Raw genomic sequence first — 19,646 nt, forward strand, 5'->3', positions numbered from 1 at the left:
TAGGCGTTCATACCGCGTCTGGCCCGGGGAGGAACAAATGAACCTGCAGAAGATCTACACCGCATTGCTAACCGCAGACCTTGCGGCGGCCGAAGGCTGGTATACGAAGCTGCTCGGTCGTGGACCGGATTACCGGCCGATGGACACGCTGGTGCAGTGGGAGCTCTTCGGCCAGGGCGGGGTAGCGCTTTCAACCGACAGCGAGATTGCCGGCAGGGGCGTGATGTTCCTTATCGTCGACGATGTTGCGGCCGAGCGCCGTAGGCTGCATGGCCTGGGGATCGTGCTTGAGGACGATATTGAGGGCGACTACTCGACGCTGGCGCAGGTGCGTGATCCTGACGGCAACCTGCTCACGCTGGCGACGCCGCCCTCGCGGCCCTATCCGCCGGCATGATCCCGGCGCAAGAGCGAAAGCCGCCTCACGCAAGAAACGTCGCCGTCAAAGGCGGTTTGTCTACCATATTCACGGCTCAGGAGTTTAAGTCCCCGAAGTTCAAAATCGCGCTTGTGGTGCACAGAGTGACTGCCAATGCCGTCAGAGGCGCCAGCTTTCAGTGCCGATTGGTTGCGCCGCGAGATGTTCACGATGCCCTCCACGGGCGCTACGAATCGGCTGACGTGCGGAGTCGTCGGCTGTGAAGAAGGTCGATTTCGCTGACGGCGGTTGCGATCAGGGCCGGAAAGACTGGGCTGGTAAATGGGCGTGCGCCGGTTGGATCGTCCAGAGCGGTGATTAGGCTGTTCGTGGCTGGATCGGCGGCGCTGCGGGGGTGGCGAACAGCGCCAGGAAGAGCGCACACAAAAGCCTCAGCCAGTTGAGCAGGAGGCTGAAGTTATAGCCGACGGCTGCAAGGACAGCGTTGTTGGCATCGCCCTCGGAGAAGGCCAGGAAGTTGCGGCCCATGCGGTGGTCGTTCTTGAGATGGCCGATGACGGGTTCTACGGCGGCCCGGCGTCGCAGCGCCCGTTTGACGGCCTGGGTGAGGCCGCGCTTGTAGCCGGCGACATGGACCTTGAACATCTTGTCCTTCGGCGCGTTGTGGCCGCGGTAGCCGGCATCGGTGACGATCTTGCCGAGGCTGACGCCGATGGTGTCCTCGATCGCCGGGATGATGGTCGCCAGCGTGTGGCCGTCATACGGATTGCCGGGCAGCGCCTTGACATGGGCGACGAACTGGCCGCCGCGGCTGCGCTGCAGCGGGGTGGCGACGGAGACCTTGACGCCGAACTCGTAGGGCTTGTGGGCCTTGCCCTTGCCAATGCACTCGACCTCCGGAGCGTGCAGGGAATACACCTTCTTGCCCCGCTCGCGCTGGCGCTGGTCTCTGACGCGCCGGGCCAGCGACAGCGGCAGGGCGAAGGCCTGCATCAGCTCTGGCCGCATGGCGAGCTTGCGGGTGATGTCGCGGATCACCGCTCCCAGCATGGTGCGCAGGCGCTTGAGTTGCCGGTTGGCCCGCTTGAATTGCTTGGCATGGGCATAGCGCTGATGCTTGATCAGCGCGATCTTGCCGACCCGCGCATAGGACTGGCGCAGGGCAATGCCATGCTTCCTGGCCAGCTTGACCAGCCGCTCGCGGGCGCGATGCATCAGCTTGGCGTCGGTCGGGAAGGTGATGGCCTTTTCCTGCACGGTAGTGTCGACGATTACCGCGCGGAAGTCCGACGGCTTGGCCGCCCCCAACCTGGTCGCCGCCGCAAGGCTCTCCTGGAGCAGAGCCGTGAGCCGCTCTTCGCCCATGCGCAGGCGCCAGCGCGTCAATGACGTGCGGTCGAAGGGCAAGCGGTGCTGGAAGAACTCCTCGCCGCAGAACAGCTGGTAGTAGGGATTCTCCAGCCAGCGTTCGCACAGGCTTTCGTCGGACAGGTTGTGCATCGACTTGAGGATGGCCAATCCCGCCATCAGCCGGGTCGGCAAAGGCGGCCGGCCAGGATCGTCGTCATAGACCTCGCCCAGCCGTTCTTCGAGGAAACGCCAGTCGATCGTCTTGGCCAGCTTCACCAGCGCATGATCCATATTGAGAATGTGGTCGAGCCGGGATCGCAACAGGTCCGTCTGGCCGCTCTCGCGCCGTTCCTTCGGTCGCATCGCTCGCTTCCCTCGCTGCTTCGTCATCGTCTCGAATCACGCAGAACAAGCGCATCCAATTTGCCGGAAACCGCAGCCCAAAGCCACGAAATTCGGCAATCTGAAAACCGAAATCAGGGGAAATTGTTAAACGGAATCAAAGCATTCCGAGTTCTTCACGGACGACGGAGTCAGCCGGCGCGCTGAAATGTACGCTGACGTGTCCTACGGGGGGAGTTTAGGTCTGCCCGGCCATGTCCTTGAATGTGAGTCCGGCCTTTTTGAGCGAACCGAGGAAGAAATCGACGTCCTCTGGTCGAATGATCCGCATCGCGACCTCCTGCCGGAGGTTCTTGATCAAGCCTGGCGCATTTTCTTCAAGCCAGACACGCTCGCGCCGGGCGTCCGCTTCATATCCGCCCTCGCCGAAAATCGCGGCCGCGATGGTGTGATAGTTGGCATTGCCTGGAACCGTGGCTTTCCTGATCCACATGGCCGCCTGCGGATAATCGCCGCGAAAATAGGCGCAAAGGGCAAGCGCGGTCTCGTAATAGGCTAAGGGACCCGGATTGCGTGTCCGAGCTTCCGCGACCAGCGGGCAGCCGTCGTCCCAGCCTCCTGAAAGCGCCAGCCGGTAACCGTACTCGCCCATCAGTTCGGTATCGTTGGGGTTGATGATCAAGGCACGTTTGCCCACGGACAGCGCCGCCTCGATCTCTTTACCGAAATAGAGCGCGAACATTTCCGCCTGCAGGCCGCGGATGTTGAGCGGGTCCAGGCCCACGGCCCGCCTGGCCGCGGCAAGAGCGCGAGCGATCGAGGCCGAAGTCGCGGCTTCGTCGGAAGGATAGAGGAATCGAATTTCGTCGATATAGGCCTGCGACAGCAGGCCCCAGGCCGTGGCGTAGCCGGGGAAACGTTCAACGGCCTTCTCCAGGCAACCGCGCACCGCTGGAAGTGCCTTTTGGTCGAGCTTCGCCCGGTATGCGTAGAAGGAGAGCGTGCAAGAATAGGCAGCCCAATCCTCGGGAGGATTCGAGACGTGGAGCGAGGCGTCGGCCTGAAAGATCACGCCATATGTCTGGGCCAGGCTCGTCGCTACTTTCTGTGCGATATTGGCCTCGGTCTCGAGAAGCGCGGTTACTTTCATCTCTCCATCATAACTGTCCGCCCATAGGACGGAGCCATCGGCGCGGTTGATAAACCTGACCCGAAGCCGGAAGGAATCCGCCGACAGGTGGACGCTTCCCGCAAGAACAAAGCGCGATGGCGCGACCGAATTTTCGGAAGACTGGACGACGATGACATCCTTGAACTTAGAGAGTTGCCCGACAATTTCCTGTGTCAATCCGCTTGCAATCGCCCTGGAGGCTTCCGTTCCTGAAAGATCGTCGAACGTCTCGACCAGCAGTCGCGGAATCTCAGGCGAAGTTGGGCGGACGCCGCCGCTCGCCAATCCCAACGCCAGAACGGCCAATGCCGCGACGGTAGCCGCGAGAGCTACCGTCAGCCATGATGCCCTCATCCATCGAGGAAGGGTCGGGACTTTCTCTGCCCAGTTAACCGGCAAGACCGGCTCAACGGTCTCGGGGGGCGATCGCGCCGAGAACGTTGGAACGTAACCGCCCTTCGGAATCGTGATGAGAATTGGATCGTCGTGTCCGGCAGTCAGGTAGTAACGCTCGAGCCCGCGCCGGAGGTGGCCAGCCTCGATGCGGACAATCGGATCCGTCTGCGGGTCGAAAGACATATCGCGGCCGAACACTTCGACTGCGATCGAATAGGCCTTGATACGGTCACCGCGGCCCGCCAACGTCTCCTCCACCACATGGCTGAGGAAGCGGCGCTCGCGACCGGTTGCATCGAAGTCCGCGCTGTTGAGGATAAGGGCAAGCTGGGCGCGACAATCCTCTGGGGGCAACCCTATGCCCCTCGCTGCGGCTGGTTCCGCCCGGATCACCTTGGTTTTCCTCACCTGACGTTCTGGGGTGACTACTCCAGTTATATTTCTTTTTTCGCCAGTCACCCCTCACCGCACAATTTACATGCGCGAGCTAATTCCCGCAATACTCCTAGTAGTAGTAGTCTGAACGATAACATCCGGATGAAGGCGAAGATTGTGCAGCAGCGGCGGATGACACCGATCGACAGATAGGCGACGTCACCGGCAGCGCAGTTTGCATTTACGATTCTATAGGCTTGGCGCCCACCGAACTCGCTACGGATGTTCAGAAATTACCCTGTCACCCACGTAACTTACATTCCGCAGCCGGCTCCATGCGATAGGGTAAGGTGGTTTCGGGAAAATACGAATTTGCGCCATGAGGATGGACGACGAACCGGCTGATAGACAAAGAGCGGTCTCGGCGGCGGTGCGCCGTTTCCCGCAATTTGAATTGGCGATCCATCGGCTGATGGACCGAAATGAGGGCTTTCAGGATATGTGCGAGGAACTTGCTGAAGCGGAGCTCGCACTGTCGAGGATCGACATGGTCGCGCCGGAAGTGCGCGAGTCTAGACGAGCCGAATGGCAGGAGCTGGTGGATCGGTTGGTTGGGGAAGTCGGAGCCTTTCTGCACGCGGACGCCACCCGCAAATCACGCGTCATTCCTTGGCCGCCACGGTGAGCGGCCAAAATTAGCGGAGGCTGGCTTGGAATTTCTGTCAGGCAATCGACCTCTGCAAACCATGGCAGCCATGCTCCCGGCCCTGCTTGTCGTCACGGCGGCGTGGGCCCAGGATGACACCCAGGATCTCGCCAAGAAGCTATCCAATCCGATCGCCTCGCTGATCAGCGTGCCGTTCCAGTTCAACTACGACAGCGGCTATGGCCCGAACGACGGTGACAAAGCTTATGTCAACGTGCAGCCGGTCATCCCGATCACGCTCAACGACAACTGGAACCTGATATCGCGCACCATCTTGCCGATTGCCTGGCAGCACGACATTGCAGGACCATCCGGCGACCAGTCCGGGCTCGGCGACATAACCCAAAGCCTGTTCTTCTCGCCTTCCCAACCCACGGCGAGCGGGATCATTTGGGGTGCCGGCCCGGTGTTTCTATTGCCCACCGCGACTGACGAGTTGCTTGGCGGAGAAAAATGGGGAGCGGGACCGACCGGCGTCGTCTTGAAGCAATTCGATGGGTGGACGGTCGGCATGCTGGCCAACCACATTTGGTCATTTGCAGGCGACAGCGACCGCAGCGACATAAATTCCACTTTCCTGCAGCCTTTCGTCGCTTACACGACGAAGGATGCCTGGACCTTCACGCTCAATACCGAGAGCGCCTACAACTGGGAGGCGCATCAATGGTCGGTCCCGATCAACTTCCAGGTCTCGAAGCTGGTTGTGATCGACAAGCAGCCAATCAGCCTCTTCGCCGGTGTGCGGTATTGGGCGGTAAGCCCCGATAGCGGACCCGACGGCTTCGGATTCCGCACGGGAATTGCCCTGCTGTTCCCGAAGTAGACCCAGAACTGTCCGTCCGTGACAGCCACGAACAAATGAACCGCTGTCGACATGAAAAACGATCAAAATCCGATATCGATTAGCTGGGCAGCATGAATACATATATGTTGTCACTGCGGCGTGCAGGGCGATCGCATCGGACATGAAGTAAAAGACGGAAATTAGAGGGGACTTCGATATGGGAATCATCCGAGCTCTCGTGTTGGCTTCGGCGGGAACAGCGGCAGCGCTGTTTGCGGTGCCGGCGATCGCCGCGGACGCTGCGACGCAACTTCCTGAAACCGCACCCGCGCCTGCTGAAGCCGCGCCCGCGCCGGTCTGGACCTTCACCGCAGAGCCCTATTTCTGGATGGCGGGCATGAAGGGCAGGGTCGGCGTGAGGGGCCTGTCGCCGACGGATATCGATGTCGATTTCAGCCAGGTTTTCGACCACATCGATTGGTCTCCCCCGCCGGTCATGTTTGCCGGTGAGGCGCGCAATGGCCGCTACGCTCTTTTCACCGACTTCATCTACCTGGGACTCGAGGCCGATGGCACGTCGGCCGGCCCGTTGGCTCTTTCGGCCGAAGTGAACATGAACGCGGTGGTGTGGACCTTCGGCGGCTCCTATCGGGTCGCCGACAATGGCACCGCGACCTTGGACGTTCTGGCCGGCGGACGGCTCTGGTACCTGGATACGGATATGACCGTTACTGGCCCTCTCGCCGTAAGGGAGGCCAGCGGCAGCAAGACTTGGGTCGACCCCTTGATTGGCGTGGCCGGCGATGTTGCTCTCGGTAACGGATTCGGGCTCCATGGCGAGGCGGATGTCGGTGGCTTCGGTGTTGGCGCCGACATCGATTGGCAAGTGCAGGGCACGCTTCAATACCGGTACAGTGATTCGGTCACGCTGGAAGCGGGCTATCGCTACCTTGCCGTAGACTACGAGGACGACGGATTTGTGTTTGACATAGCAATGCAGGGACCAATCATCGGCGCCAGATTTCGGTTCTGATCGGGTCTGCGCCGGGGGTTCAATTAGATCATGGCCGCGTGTTTGAGTAATCGCATCGCGAAGTTCGCGCCAGCAGTACAGTGCTGATCGTTTTCGCTCCCGGTTGCAGGGTAGCTTTTGCTGCCCGAGGACGCTTTGGGACGATTTCGAAACGGGAGGAGAGTTTGGGTAATTGTTTCGTGAGCCTGTCCAAGGTCAGGCGTATCAGCAACGTTTTGCTGGCGTCGGCGTTGGTTGGCCTGCTGTGGGGGTGCGCGTCCCGTCCGACGAATGTGCTGCTGCCCGTGGCCGATACCTCCCCTTCCTCAAGCAAGGTGGAGATGCTGGTCGCAACGACCCGCAGTCGTTCCTCCAACCCGGCACAAATGTATACGGGCGAGCGGGGACTGGCCCCTTCGTTCGCGGAAATCACGGTGTCGATCCCTCCGGCATCGGTCCGCAAGGTTGGAGAGGTGGCTTGGCCCAAGAAGCTGCCATCGAACCCGGCAACTGATTTTGCAGTCGTGCAGGCCCAAGAATTGACGGTCCAGACCGCGAAGGAGTGGCTTAGCGCCTCCGTCAGGAAGAGCCCGGATCACAGCGTCCTCGTCTTTATTCACGGGTTCAACAATCGCTTTGAAGACTCGGTCTATCGCTTTGCGCAGATCGCGAAGGATACGGGCACGCAGAGTGCCCCGATCCTGGTCACATGGCCCTCCCGAGGCAGTGCGCTGGCGTATGGCTACGATCGTGAAAGCACCAACTACACGCGAAATGCCCTCGAACTGCTGTTCCAATATCTGGCACGCGATCCTGAAATCAAGGAAGTTTCGATCCTCGCCCATTCGATGGGCAACTGGCTTGCGTTGGAAGGCTTGCGCCAGATGGCCATCCGCAATGGCAGACTTCCAGCGAAGTTCAAAAACGTCATGCTGGCCGCGCCTGACGTCGATGTCGACGTGTTTCGCACTCAGATTGCCGACATGGGCAAACAGCACCCGCAGTTCACCCTCTTTGTCTCGCAGGATGATCGCGCGCTCAAAGTGTCGCGACGGGTCTGGGGCGATATCCCCCGGCTCGGATCGATTGATCCGGAACAGGCTCCATACAAGGAAGAACTCGAGAGCAACAATATTACCGTCATCGATATGACGAAAGTCAAATCGGGAGATCGCTTGCATCACGGCAAATTCGCGTCGTCGCCGCAGATCGTGCAACTGATTGGGACGCGTATGGCCGGCGGCCAGACGTTGACCGACAACAGGATAGGCCTGGGCGACACGATCATTCAGGCAACGACCGGTGCGGCGGCTGCGGCCGGCAGCGCGGCAGGGGTGGTGATTGCGGCACCTGTTGCAGCTGTCGATCAAAACAGCAGGGAAAATTTGGGCAGTCACATCGGCGCCCTGACGGGTTCCGAGACCAGCCAGAAATCGAACCCTAGCAGTAAGGATTGCGCTGTCTCCTCTCCGACTAGGAAAGACTGCAAGAAATAATCATTCGTCGAAGCCAAAGCGGCAGCACTGAGGCCGATGACGGGGAGTCAACTGCATCCGCAGGAACGTTGCCGCGATCCCGTCTGGCTGAAAAGGGGAATGAATGCGTCGCATCGCTCGGATCTCGCTTGCCATCATCCTTTCGCTAGCCGTCGCAATCCTGACTGCCTGGGCCGGACTTGCCATGTGGTATCGCCTGCCCGTGGCTGAGCTTGGACGGGCTCTGGCCAGCGTCCTTTTCATCTTGTTCGGCCTCGTCACTATCGTCGCGCTCTTCAGCCGGTTTCGCATCAGGGCGTTTGTCCTGTTTGCAGCTGCGTTAGCTGTGGTTCTGGTTTGGTGGAGCACCATCAGGCCTTTCGATCACGCGGACTGGGCGCTCGACGTCGCCCGTCAGGTGACCGGCACCCACGACGGGAACCTGTTGACGCTGACTGATGTGCGCGACTTCGAATGGCGTAGCGCTACTGATTTCACTGAACGCTGGACAACGCGGACCTACGACCTCTCCAACCTTCAGACGGTCGACCTCTTCATGTCTTATTGGTCCGGGACCAAAATCGCCCATGTCATCATGAGCTTTGGCTTCGCAGGCGGTGAGTATCTTGCCTGGTCCATTGAGGTGCGGCGCCATGGAAGCGGCAAGTTTTCTCCCGTGGCAGACCTGTTCAAGAGCAATCCCCTGGTCATTATTGCGGCTGACGAGCGAGACGTCGTCGGCGTCAGGTCAAACGTTCGCGGAGAGGACGTCCAAATCTATCGGCTAAAAGCGTCACCGGAGGCGGCCCGGGCGCTCTTGCTGGAATACGTCTTGGACGCAAATACACTTTCCACGACTCCGGAGTTCTATAATTCCATCACGACGAACTGCACGACCACGATCGTCAAGATGATGCGAGCGGTCGGTGACGTGGTCCCGCTTGACTGGCGCCTCATCGTTAACGGTTATCTTCCCGAATATGCGTATGCACGGGGTGCACTCGATGTCAGCTTGCCGATGTCGGTTTTGAGGGAGGCAGCCCACATTGACGGCCGTGCGCGAGAGTCAGGCCTTTCGCCAGATTTTTCGAGATTGATCCGGATTGGCGTGCCATCTCCCATCCCAAATGCGCATTGATCTGCATCATGTCCGGCAAAACGCGTACGCATCGTCACTGACCGACGATATATGCAACGATTCCAGGACGCTGGCGCGAATGCCGGTGGTCCAATGATGTCGCTTCGAACTGCCCGGTAACGCTGCGAGCCGGCGAGGGATAACCGGTTGTCCGCCGCCATGAGGGTCCCATTGCAGCGCGTGCCGCGGTGCTCTCGGCCTTCGCGGCGATCAATGCCGACATCAAGAAAATGGCCAAAGCTTCCACGGCCTGCGACCGATTGATGACGCTCCCCGGCGTCGGTCATCTCATCGCGCTCGCAGTTACCGCCGCCGTGGATAATCCCGGCCGCTCAGGAACGGGTCACTGCGTGAGGCACTTGTGGCCCATTGCCATTGCCTTGTAAGTCCCCTTCAGATCGACGACAAAGGCCCCCTTGGTTTCCGGAAACACGATCATTTCATATTGCTTCGCTACGTCGCGCTTGAACTTCGGGTCGTCGGTCAAGATGTAGCCGCCAGAATATCCGCCCTTGAGTTCGCCGCTCGTGCTGGTGGCCACACCCTCGTAGAGACGGCCGCCGATGGAGACGAAGATTTCCGACTTGGTCCCGTTCTGAAGGCCGATATCCTGCTTCGTGAACACGCCAAGATACCCAACCTCCCGATTTGCGGTAACGCCCATTTGCACCGCACTTGGGCCATCCGTGTGCACGATCAAGCAGTCTCCGCGGGTTTGATTGGCATAGACGGTCCAGCCCTCGACGTCGTCCCCGTATCGGACAAGCACATCGCTGGCCTTGGGAAGGGGGTTTTGATCTTGTGCGTAGGCTGCCATCGCAGACGAAAGTGCTACTGACGTTGCCGCGAAGAGTGTCGTGAATTTTCGCATTGATATTCCCCTTTGTGTGCAGGCTAAATTGTTTCTGACTATGAGCGCCCTATTCGATTGCTCAGAGGCTGCTGTCCTCTTGCGGGGCGAGGCGATATTACGCGCTGACCTTGGCCGATCGGCTCACGCCAGGGAACGTAAATAACTGTAACCTACGGGCTAATGCTGGCCAGCGCACTGCGGACCGTTCAGTCCTCGACGCCATCGACAAATGGCGGTTGGCACACATACGAACGCCGCCTAATGTCTTGCCATCCGACTATGTTCGTCAGAACGTCCGCAACGACCGCATGATTTCCGGTTTGATCCATTGCGGCCGTTCCTGAGAGATAGCCGACATTCCGCGAAGGGCTATCTCGCGACAGCCATTGCCCTTTGGTTGGATGTCGGTTTTGGCACGGCCCGAATTCCGTTCGCTCGGAATGCGTCAAAAGACCAGGGTCCCGTCCTCGAGATCGGCAATACCTTTGCTCAATGCCTTTGCTTATGAAGGGCTCCAAGCCAAGAACACTAAGTCTGATCGCCATCTGCGTAACTCCCGTCGTCTCGTTGGGGCTATTAGGCCAAGTCTCCTGCGCCATTCGCATTCCCTTCTTGAAGTCGGCGTACTGAATATCCCCTGTCGCTCGAAAGGGGGCATTGTCGGGGATACTCGTCACTCCGGCGCTTTTGGCCGCCGCTCATCGAGCGCGATGACCACGGCAGCGTCCAACGCGCTCTCGATCTCCTTAGCCAGATAGCTAACGAGTTCCAGGTATTCAGCGCGAAATTTATCGCGTTTCGGCGCAGTCGAACTCTCCCATTTCCGGGCTTCTGCCTCGGCATCGGCGAGATCGATGCACAATGTGCAAAAGTCTTCATTGCGCAAAGCCAGTTCCTCGATCGCGTGACTTCGGTCGGGAAAGTGGCGTTTGGCAGCCGTCAGTTTTTGATCCAAGTCAATGTCACTTCCCCACGTCCGGCAATAGTTCTCATTCGCGGAAAATCGCGGCGCGGACAATTCAGGTCATAATGATGGACCGATGAGCGTTCGAGGAGTATGTTACTGTAGTCTCTGCTCGTGGCTGGACGTCTAGGGGTGCACCACGCGAGGCACGGGGGATGGTTAGATGCAGATTTTGGAGCAAGCAGCGCATGCGCTTGCTCAGGCATCGCGACCGCCGCCCTGCCCGGAAGAAATCCGCGCTCAACTCGATCGCATTCTCTCCAGTCCCGAATTTCCGGTTCCTGCGCGCGGATGTGCTTTTCTTCGCTACGTGGTCGAGGAAACCCTCGCGGGTCGGGCGTCACGTATCAAGGGCTACTCCATTGCAATTGAAGTCTTCGAGCGCGACGAAAAATTCACGCAGGACGATCCGGTGGTTCGTATCGAGGCTAGCCGTATACGTCGTGCGTTAGAGCGCTATTTTCTGGTTGCCGGTCAGGAAGATCCGATCCGTATCGAAATGCCCAAGGGCGGGTATATCCCCGTCTTCACTTGGAGTATTTCGAGCGCCGACGCTGCAGAACCTGCGCTTGCCAAGGCTGCCGAGGTTCCGCCAACTTCGAACCGTACCTCGTGGGAACGGACCCATTGGCTGGTAACGGCGGCCCTGGCGATTCTTGTCTGCCTGACGACCATTGCCTATTGGACCTCCGGCCCGTCGGTGTTCCAACCTACTTTGCCGTCGGCACAAGGGGTCAATCCAGAGGGGCCGACGCTGGTTGTCGCGCCATTTGTCAGTCTTGGCGAAACATCGGAAGCTAAGCTTTACGCACTTGGTTTTACAGAGGAATTGCTGACTGCGCTCCCACGCTTTAAGGAGCTCACGGTATTTGGCCGCGAGACATCTGAAGCCCTGCCGCCGCAGGCCGGAGCCTCACACGTCCGTGAGCTACTCGGGGCTCGCTATTTGCTTGAAGGCGCCGTGCGCGTGTCACGCGATCGGGTAAGGGTGACCGCTCGCCTGGTTGAAACCGAAAACAATGCGATCCTGTGGTCGCAGACCTATGACGACGATCTGGGCTCTCGCGACCTTTTTGTCATTCAATCGGACGTAGCTGCCCAGGTTGCTACAGTTGTGGCCCAGCCCTACGGCGTGATCCATCAGGCCGATGTAGCGAACCCTCCGCCGAATGATCTTGATACTTACCATTGTACGCTGCAATTTTATTCTTACCGCTTGGAATTGAGCGTTCAACAGCATGCGGCAGTCCGCGACTGCCTTGAACGAGCCGTCGCACGCTTTCCCTCCTATGCTACCACCTGGTCGATGTTGTCCATTGTCTATCTCGACGAAGACAGGTTTGGCTTTAACCCGCGAGCAGGCGCGGCCACATCGGTGCAGCGGGCCCTTTCCGCGGCGCGCCGAGCGGTCGATCTCAATTCGGGCAACACGCGTGCACTTCAGGCGTTGATGACAGCATTGTTCTTCAACCAACAAGTAGAAGAGTCGATAGAAGTCGGGGAAAGCGCACTAGCCCTTAATCCCAACGATGCCGAGTTTCTCGGCGAATTCGGCACCCGATTGGCATTGGGCGGCGAATGGCAGCGTGGAGCGGAGATCGTGCAGCAAGCCCTCGTCTACAATCCGGGCGCCGGCGGTTCCTATCATACAGTCCTCGCGCTCGCCGCCTATATGCAGGATGACGACAAAACGGCTGTGGCCGAGATCCAGAAGGCCAATCTGCAGAAACTCCCGCTGTTTCATGCCGTCGCGGCGGCCATCTATGCACAAGCCGATATGATGGCTGAAGCTACCCGGGAGGGCGAAATATTCGTCAAGATGCACCCGGAGTTTCTCTCCAACCTCGATTTCGAACTCGTGAAGCGCAACATCCGGGTGCAGGATCGGGCACGCATAGTCGCGAGCCTCCGGAAGGCCGGTCTGTTGCCCTCAAATGACGAAGCAGCGAGGACGTCGTCGCAGTAACAGGGCCTAAAGTTTGGTGCTCTATCAAGTTAGATCCATTCAATAGGCGCCTTACGCACCCAAGTCAGAGTCACGTCTCTGCGACTGGGCGAAGCTGACCGTTGCGCTTCCGACAGACCCGATCGATCTCAGCACGACAGAGACTCTCCGATGCTACGGGCTTCCTGACAGAAGGGCGTTTAACTTCTCGCGTCTGAGGCTAGCGCCTGATCCCGCCTTCGGCGGCGTGATCAAGGATGATGCGGGAGGACATGCAGGCCATCGCAGTGGACGGCAAGCCGATTCATCACATGCAGTCCGGGCCGCAATAAAGGCCGCACTGCAGATTGCAAGACCAGCGAACGCCTGAGCCCAGCGGGCTCAGGTGACCCAAGGTGGGTGTGAGTTTAGCGGAGGAATTGAAAATGATGCAGAAATCAGCCGGGTTCGCCAGGGCAGCGATGTCAGCCACGGCGTTGGTACTCGTGCTCGGCCTGGGAGCGCCCACCGCCGCACGGGCCGACGAGACTCACGCCAAGAACATGCTGAAAGCCATGTCAGATTATCTCGCAGCGCAGCAGATGATTTCGTTTGGCTACGATACCAACCTTGAAATGGTCACCAAGGATCATCAGAAGCTCCTGTTCGCAAGTTCGGGCACTGCCGCCCTCGGCCGCCCCGACAAGATTCGCGCCACGCGCGACGGCGGCTTTGCCAGTGTCGAGTTGATCTTCGACGGAAAGACACTCACTCTGCTGGGCAAGGATGCCAACCTCTACGCCCAGGCCGAGGTCCCAGGCGATCTTGACCATCTGATCAACGAGCTACGCGACAAGTTGCACAGGCCCGTCCCGGGCGCCGATTTGCTTATGTCCAACGTCTACGACGTGCTGATGGACGGCGTGACCGATGTGAAGGACCTCGGCAGCGGCGTGATCGGTGGCACCGAATGCGACCACTTGGCGTTCCGGGCCAAGGAGGTCGACTGGCAGATCTGGATCGCGCAAGGTGCGAGTCCCTATCCCTGCCGTTATGTCATCACCTCCAAGGAGGTGGATCAGGGCCCGCAATACAGCGTCCAAGTCAGGGACTGGAAGACAGGGAGCGAGGTTGCGGTCGATGATTTTGCCTTCAAGAACGCGACCAATGCCAAGAAGGTCGAGGCGACGGAACTCACAGATACGGATGAATTGCCAGCTCAGTTTGCTCCAGGAGGTAACTAAAGACCATGACAATCAAGATGAGACTTATTCTACTCGCCGCGGCAATTGGAGTTCTTGGGATCGGAGTTTCTGAACGGCTTGCGGCTCCGGGTTCGTTTGGCTTCGTCTCGAGCGCTGAGGCCAGGGTCGGACGCCCACTCACGCCAGTGAGCTATGCCGGGGTGGCGCGGCGCACGGTGCGGCGCTGCGCCGTTGGTGTGTACTATTGCTAGAAGTGAGGCCGGGCAGCTTCCACTGTGCCGGTGTCGTCGGGCGCTCGTTCCGACGTCTGGTTCTCTAGCCGCAGCCAGCGCCGTTCTACACTCCCCAACCCATCCAAAGGAGAGCATCATGTCGGTTTCGCGTCGTACCGTTTCTCTCGGAGGCGCCGGCCTGCTTGCCGCCGCCTCCCTCAGTTCGATGGCCTCACATGCCGAAGGCCTGGTCTCGGACCTGATGGAAGGTGCGGACGAATTCGGCCTCGCCGTCGAGGCCTACACCTATGGCTATCCTCTCGTCACAATGGAGATGACCCGTCGTGTCATCTCCAATGTCGTTGAGCCCAAGGGGACGAAAGGTCCGATGGGCCACCTCATAAAGGTGCGTGAATATCCGAATGCGGCGTTCCGGGACGTGACCGCGCCGAATGCGGACACGCTTTATACAACGGCTTTTCTCGATGTCGGCAAGGAGCCCTGGGTTGTCAGCCTGCCGGACTTGTATGATCGCTATGCCCTGTTCCCGATGCTCGACGGATGGACGACGGTCTTCGACGTTCCGGGAAAGCGCACCACCGGAACCGGCGCGCAGACATTCGCCGTCACCGGCCCGGGCTGGGAAGGCACGCTGCCGGAAGGCGTCAAGCAGTACAAGTCGCCGACTAGCATCGTCTGGCTACTCGGCCGCATTTACTGCACCGGCACACCCGAGGAATATGCTGCGGTTCACAAAATCCAGGATGAGGTAAAGCTCTATCCGCTGAGCGCCAATGGCAAGGAATGGACGCCGCCCCCGGGCAAGGTGGACCCCTCGATCGACATGAAGACCGCGGTACGCGAGCAGGTCAACAAGATGGACGCGGTCGAGTATTTTTCGCTGCTCGCCGAACTTCTGAAGACCAATCCGCCGTCCGAGGCCGACGCGCCGATGGTCGAAAAGCTGGCCCAGATCGGCATCGTGCCGGGGCAGGATTTCGACAAGACGAAGTTCGATCCCGCTTTCGCCAAGCGCGTCCCGGAGATCGCCTTCGCCCGCATCATGCTGCATTTCAAGTTCAGTGGCGGCGACGTCCAGGATATTGACGGCTGGGGCTTCACGACCAAGTCGGGTCTCTACGGCACCAATTATATCCAACGCGCCCTCGTCACCGCCATCGGACTTGGGGCTAACCGGCCGCAGGACGCGATCTATCCGACGTCGATGAAGGCTGATGCCGGCCTGATCAGGAGAGCCTACAACGGTTCAGAAAAATACGTCCTGACCTTCGAGAAGGGCCTGACGCCGCCTGTCTCAGGTTTCTGGTCGCTGACCATGTATGACGAGAACTACTTCTTCGTCGACAATCCTTTGAACCGCTATTCGATCAGCGCCCGCCAGCCGCTCAAGGCCAATGCCGACGGATCGATCGATCTTCTGATCCAGAACGAATCCCCGGGCGCTGACAAGGAATCCAATTGGCTGCCGGCGCCTAAGGGCAAGTTTGTGCTGATGATGCGGCTCTACTGGCCCAATGAGAGCAATCCATCGATCATCGACAGTTCATGGAAGATACCGCCTGTGAAGAAGGTAGGCTGAATATCTGCAGCATACCGACCCAGAAGAAAATAGGGGGAGATGAGCCTCAAGCGCACCATGTGGGAAGGTCCTTACTTGGAGCCCGGTAAACACACCATCGTCTTCGACTACAAGTCGGACGGTCCAGAACTGGGCAAGTGCGGCACGGGTGTGCTGTCCCTGGACGGCAAGGAAGTGGCCACCAATTCGATGGAACGCGGCACTCCGATCACGTTCCCGGAGGACGAGAGCTTCGACCTCGGCCTGGACACAAGAACAGGAGTGGCGCTGGTGGAGTCGCTACGACGCTCCGTTCAGGTTCACCGGCAAGATCGACATGCTGACAGTCAAACTGCAGTAGGCGCGCTACGGCAACGCGGCCTGGCATCTGCCAGACGGATCGCGGGGCAAGGACCGGGTGGACTGGTGCGATGAAGAATGTGCTCACTTTCACGGCCATGGGTGAAACAGTGATGGGCTTGGCCTTGCTCATCGTCCCATCATTGGTCGGTCAGCTTTTGCTTGGCGCGGAGCTTGCCGGCGCGGCCTCAGCGGTGGCGCGGGTCGCCGGCATCGCCTTGATAGGCTTGGCGATAGCCTGTTGGCCGGGTCCGCCGCTCGCCGGCATGTTGACGTACAGCAGTGGGGTGGCTGTGTTCCTTGCTTACGCAGGCCTTGCAGGTTCGGCCGGTGTCCTGCTGTGGCCGGCAGTCGCGCTTCACGTGATCCTGTCAGTCCTCCTTGCGTTTGCCTGGATAACTGGCAGTCGGCGGCCTCATGAAAACTAGAGTTCAGACGGTCGACAACCACGACATCAACAACCAAGACAACCGTTCAGTCCTCGACGCCATCGACAAATGGCGGTTGGCACACATACGAACGCCGCCGCTGCTTCATGGCCACACTCGATCTTTGACAAGACTAGTGTGTTGCGCTTGAGCCCACCCCCCATTGCGGCCGTTCCTGAGAGATAGCCGACATTCCGCGAACGGCTATCTCGCGACAGCCATTGCCCTTTGGTCGGATGTCGGTTTTGGCACGGCCCGAATTCTCAGAGAGGTCAGCCCGAATTCGGATGACTTGGACAGGACCGCGCAGCTCTATGGCGTGTCCCTTACGCCTCCAAGAGGGCCCTGCTCTTTTTCAGGGTTTGGTTTGCCTGATGAGCAGCGGCCGCGGTTTCCCCGCCACTCTCGACGTGAACGGTGGGAACCGCGATCTTGATACCGTTTTCCTCGAATGCCGCCTTGATCATCATGAATGCGCGCCGCTTGATGCCGAATTGGGTGCCGGGCTTCGTCGTCAACTTCATCCTGAGAACGATCGCATAGTCCCCGAAATTGTCGATGCCCTGCATCTTGAGCGGCTCAATCGTGTCGGCCGCAAATTCAGGATCGGCTGCCAGCTCCAGGCCGATCTTCTTGATCAGCTTGCGCGCCAGCTCCACGTCGGAATCATAGGTCACGCCGATCGTGATCTTGTCGATCACCCAATCCCTGCTCATGTTCTGGATCGCCCCGAGCTCACCGAACGGGACGGTATAGATGGGGCCGCGATGATGGCGCAGCTTCACCGAGCGGAGGCTGAAGGATTCGACGGTTCCCTTGTAGCTGCCGCTCTGGATGTACTCACCGACCCGGAAGGCATCGTCGAGCATGTAGAAGACGCCACTCAGCACATCCTTGACCAGGGTCTGCGAGCCGAAGCCGATGGCAACCCCGAAGATGCCCGCGCCGGCGATCAACGGGGCGATCTGCACGCCGAGCCCCGAAAGCACCATGAGAACGGCCACAGTAGCAAGCAGCACAGCCAGCATGTTGCGGAAGATCGGCAGCAAGGTCCTGAGCCGGCTCCGGCGTGCCGCCTCGGACGGCGTGATTGTGTCGTCGACCGCGGCCAGTTCCAGCGTCCGGCCGATATAGGCTTTCGCCAGTTGCCAGATGAGATCGGCAACCAGCAAGATCAGGGCACCGTGGAACAGGCCGCGCACGATCCGGTTTAAAGTGGTATTACCTTCTGCCATTGCACCTGGGTCCAGGCGCCAGACCAGGCTCAGCCACAGCACAGCGAGCAGGATCACCAGCGCGCGAACGCCGCGGTTGATCAGCACTGTGCGAAGGGAATTCGCCGAGGTGGCATTGTCCGGCCGGACCACCAGTGCCTCTGCCACCTGGCCGGCGATGGTCAACGCGTTCGGCAAAAGCAAGGCATAGATGCCGAGCCACAGCGCGCCGTTGAGACCGGCGACCCAGAGCCCCCAGAGGAGAACCAGGTAGATGGTAAGGAGCCATTCCCTCGTGCTTATACGCTGTGTGGTCGCCGGGCGGCCTGGACGCCGCCAGACTATCTCGACGGCGAGGACCAGAAGCCCGATCCCCAGCAGATAGGCGATCAAACGCGTTGCATCCGGCGAAAAGCCCAGGTGCGGAAGCAGGCTGACGGTCGCCCAGCCGGCCATCAGATAGCCGGTGAAAACGGCCAGCCGGCGATACCAGAAATGGGCTTCGGCATCGCTCGCCGGAACAAGCCGGAGCGGTTTCTCCTGTCCCGCCGGAATGGCGCCGCCATTCGGTGCAAGCAGTATCCTGCCGATGGTCATCACCAGCCGCGCGACGATGAATGCGACCAGATAGGTCAGGATGACAACGCGCAGCAAGGCGGGCCAATCGAAGGCCAGGAAAACCCCAGCGCTGACGAGGGAAAACACGACGAGCGGCGCCAGTTCCGCGAATAATCGGGCGGTACGATTGCCCTCGCGTGCGGCGCTTGCACCGGCTGCCTGGCCCGAGCCGGGCTGCTTCACTCCGCCCACCGCACGCTTGAATAGCCACTCCGCTCCGAAGCCAAGCGCCAGCAAGGCTGCGAAGAGAACAAGTATGGTGGCGAATCCACGGTTGTTGATTTCCGACCTCACAATTCGGACGGTGTTTGCGGCCTCGCCCGGGATGCGCGGAACCGCGTTACGCAACGCAACGAGATGGTTGCGAATGTGGCTGTCCCAGACCGCCATCTGGGAGGCGGCTGGCGCAACTGGTTTGTCCGCAGGGGGCACTGCCATGGCGTCCAGCCGCGCGCGGATGTCGGGATCATCAAGCATCTTGATGAATGCCTGAAGTTTTTCATCCGCCACCGGCACGGTCGAAGTTTGCTGCGCCTGCGCCATCGAGGCGCTGCCCATTGCCGCCAACCACACCAATGCCAGCGCGGCCATGACGCACACCGCCAAAAATGGCGACTTTTGCCGGGATAACTCGATCGCTCTCATGCCGCCCTCCCGCGAAAATCCGATCTCGACTGATCTACCCAGTCACCGAGCCGGCTCCCAATAACAACCAATCCGTCGAGCCACATTATCACCAAAGCTCCACTTTCTTTCATGCTTTGAGGCACGCTTGGCGAGATGGATTTCGCGATTTCGTCCCTCGAGTGTATCCCGCTGGCCTCCCCGTCAATCAGCTCGGCCGCCTTGCATGCGGTCGAGTTCATCCGGCAAGCGGATGGAAGGGTCTATGTCACGGGCCTTGGCTGCATTCTCCTTTGCCCGATCCAGTCGCCTTTTGCGTAGTAAGCGATGGCGATGACCGCATAGGCCTGAGCGTTGGCGGGTTCATGGCTGAGCAGCTTTGCCGTGACTTCAATTGCCAGGCCTCAGCCTCTCGTAGAGCAGCTCTTACTGTCGCGGAATGCCTCAATTTGCGGGTCGCAAATTCGGCATGCGGCATGCGTCGCCTGCCGCCGAATATGATTGCTCCCCGCCAGGAGGTTTGCCGTTGTTGCCATA

16 protein-coding genes and 2 pseudogenes are annotated in these 19,646 nt (G+C 59.7%); 13 read left to right on the plus strand and 5 right to left on the minus strand.

Annotated elements, in window-relative coordinates; translation table 11 throughout:
- The first annotated feature begins 37 nt into the window (after nt 1-37).
- Nucleotides 38-397 carry a VOC family protein gene (locus AC0NID_RS09235; RefSeq protein WP_473456205.1) on the plus strand — a complete coding sequence of 120 codons (360 nt, stop codon included), beginning with the start codon at nt 38-40 and terminating at the stop codon, nt 395-397.
- A gap of 339 nt (nt 398-736) precedes the next feature.
- On the opposite strand, the gene AC0NID_RS09240 is transcribed toward AC0NID_RS09235, so the two are convergent.
- A complete protein-coding gene (locus AC0NID_RS09240) occupies nt 737-2,092 on the minus strand; it encodes an IS5 family transposase (RefSeq protein ID WP_474033428.1) in 1,356 nt (451 codons plus the stop codon).
- Between the two features lie 217 nt (nt 2,093-2,309).
- The gene (locus AC0NID_RS09245) at nt 2,310-4,031 is read right to left on the minus strand and encodes a hypothetical protein (RefSeq protein WP_473458825.1); all 1,722 of its coding nucleotides are present in this window, start codon (nt 4,029-4,031) and stop codon (nt 2,310-2,312) included.
- Nucleotides 4,032-4,392: 361 nt separating this feature from the next.
- Here AC0NID_RS09245 and AC0NID_RS09250 point away from each other — a divergent pair, with 361 nt between their 5' ends.
- The 6 genes and pseudogenes from AC0NID_RS09250 to AC0NID_RS09275 all read left to right on the plus strand — a co-directional run.
- Entirely contained in the window at nt 4,393-4,698 is a 306-nt protein-coding gene (locus AC0NID_RS09250; RefSeq protein WP_473458823.1) for a hypothetical protein, read from the plus strand.
- Nucleotides 4,699-4,759: 61 nt separating this feature from the next.
- Entirely contained in the window at nt 4,760-5,542 is a 783-nt protein-coding gene (locus AC0NID_RS09255; protein ID WP_473458821.1) for a transporter, read from the plus strand.
- Nucleotides 5,543-5,741: 199 nt separating this feature from the next.
- Nucleotides 5,742-6,536 (plus strand): porin family protein, encoded by a 795-nt coding sequence (locus AC0NID_RS09260; RefSeq protein WP_473458819.1) that lies wholly within the window; start codon nt 5,742-5,744, stop codon nt 6,534-6,536.
- A 203-nt stretch (nt 6,537-6,739) separates the two neighbouring features.
- Entirely contained in the window at nt 6,740-8,011 is a 1,272-nt protein-coding gene (locus AC0NID_RS09265; RefSeq protein WP_473458841.1) for an alpha/beta hydrolase, read from the plus strand.
- Between the two features lie 103 nt (nt 8,012-8,114).
- Complete coding sequence (locus AC0NID_RS09270) at nt 8,115-9,128, plus strand: Lnb N-terminal periplasmic domain-containing protein (protein ID WP_473458817.1); 1,014 nt, start codon at nt 8,115-8,117, stop codon at nt 9,126-9,128.
- Between the two features lie 164 nt (nt 9,129-9,292).
- A pseudogene (locus AC0NID_RS09275) lies at nt 9,293-9,460 on the plus strand (IS110 family transposase); the annotation flags it as partial.
- 11 nt (nt 9,461-9,471) lie between these two features.
- Here the strand turns inward: AC0NID_RS09275 and AC0NID_RS09280 are convergent.
- Together AC0NID_RS09280 and AC0NID_RS09285 are read right to left on the minus strand one after the other, a co-directional pair.
- A complete protein-coding gene (locus AC0NID_RS09280) occupies nt 9,472-9,999 on the minus strand; it encodes a hypothetical protein (protein WP_473458815.1) in 528 nt (175 codons plus the stop codon).
- Nucleotides 10,000-10,654: 655 nt separating this feature from the next.
- Complete coding sequence (locus AC0NID_RS09285) at nt 10,655-10,936, minus strand: hypothetical protein (protein ID WP_473458813.1); 282 nt, start codon at nt 10,934-10,936, stop codon at nt 10,655-10,657.
- Nucleotides 10,937-11,108: 172 nt separating this feature from the next.
- On the opposite strand from AC0NID_RS09285, the gene AC0NID_RS09290 reads away from it, so the two are divergent.
- From AC0NID_RS09290 to AC0NID_RS09315, 6 genes and pseudogenes are all read left to right on the plus strand, one after another.
- Complete coding sequence (locus tag AC0NID_RS09290; protein ID WP_473458812.1) at nt 11,109-12,911, plus strand: adenylate cyclase; 1,803 nt, start codon at nt 11,109-11,111, stop codon at nt 12,909-12,911.
- 404 nt (nt 12,912-13,315) lie between these two features.
- The gene (locus AC0NID_RS09295) at nt 13,316-14,113 is read left to right on the plus strand and encodes a DUF2092 domain-containing protein (RefSeq protein ID WP_473458839.1); all 798 of its coding nucleotides are present in this window, start codon (nt 13,316-13,318) and stop codon (nt 14,111-14,113) included.
- Between the two features lie 5 nt (nt 14,114-14,118).
- Nucleotides 14,119-14,325, plus strand: coding sequence for a hypothetical protein (locus AC0NID_RS09300; protein ID WP_473458811.1), 207 nt, complete (start codon nt 14,119-14,121; stop codon nt 14,323-14,325).
- Between the two features lie 118 nt (nt 14,326-14,443).
- On the plus strand, nt 14,444-15,886 hold the full coding sequence (locus AC0NID_RS09305; protein ID WP_473458809.1) for a DUF1254 domain-containing protein: 1,443 nt from the start codon (nt 14,444-14,446) through the stop codon (nt 15,884-15,886).
- Between the two features lie 39 nt (nt 15,887-15,925).
- Nucleotides 15,926-16,226, plus strand: a pseudogene (locus AC0NID_RS09310) (arylsulfatase); the annotation flags it as partial.
- Nucleotides 16,227-16,296: 70 nt separating this feature from the next.
- Entirely contained in the window at nt 16,297-16,653 is a 357-nt protein-coding gene (locus AC0NID_RS09315) for a hypothetical protein (RefSeq protein ID WP_473458807.1), read from the plus strand.
- 326 nt (nt 16,654-16,979) lie between these two features.
- Here AC0NID_RS09315 and AC0NID_RS09320 read toward each other — a convergent pair whose 3' ends face one another.
- Nucleotides 16,980-19,076 carry a mechanosensitive ion channel family protein gene (locus AC0NID_RS09320; RefSeq protein ID WP_473458805.1) on the minus strand — a complete coding sequence of 699 codons (2,097 nt, stop codon included), beginning with the start codon at nt 19,074-19,076 and terminating at the stop codon, nt 16,980-16,982.
- Nucleotides 19,077-19,646 lie beyond the last annotated feature (570 nt).

The organism is Mesorhizobium sp. WSM4821 (genome assembly GCF_055901555.1).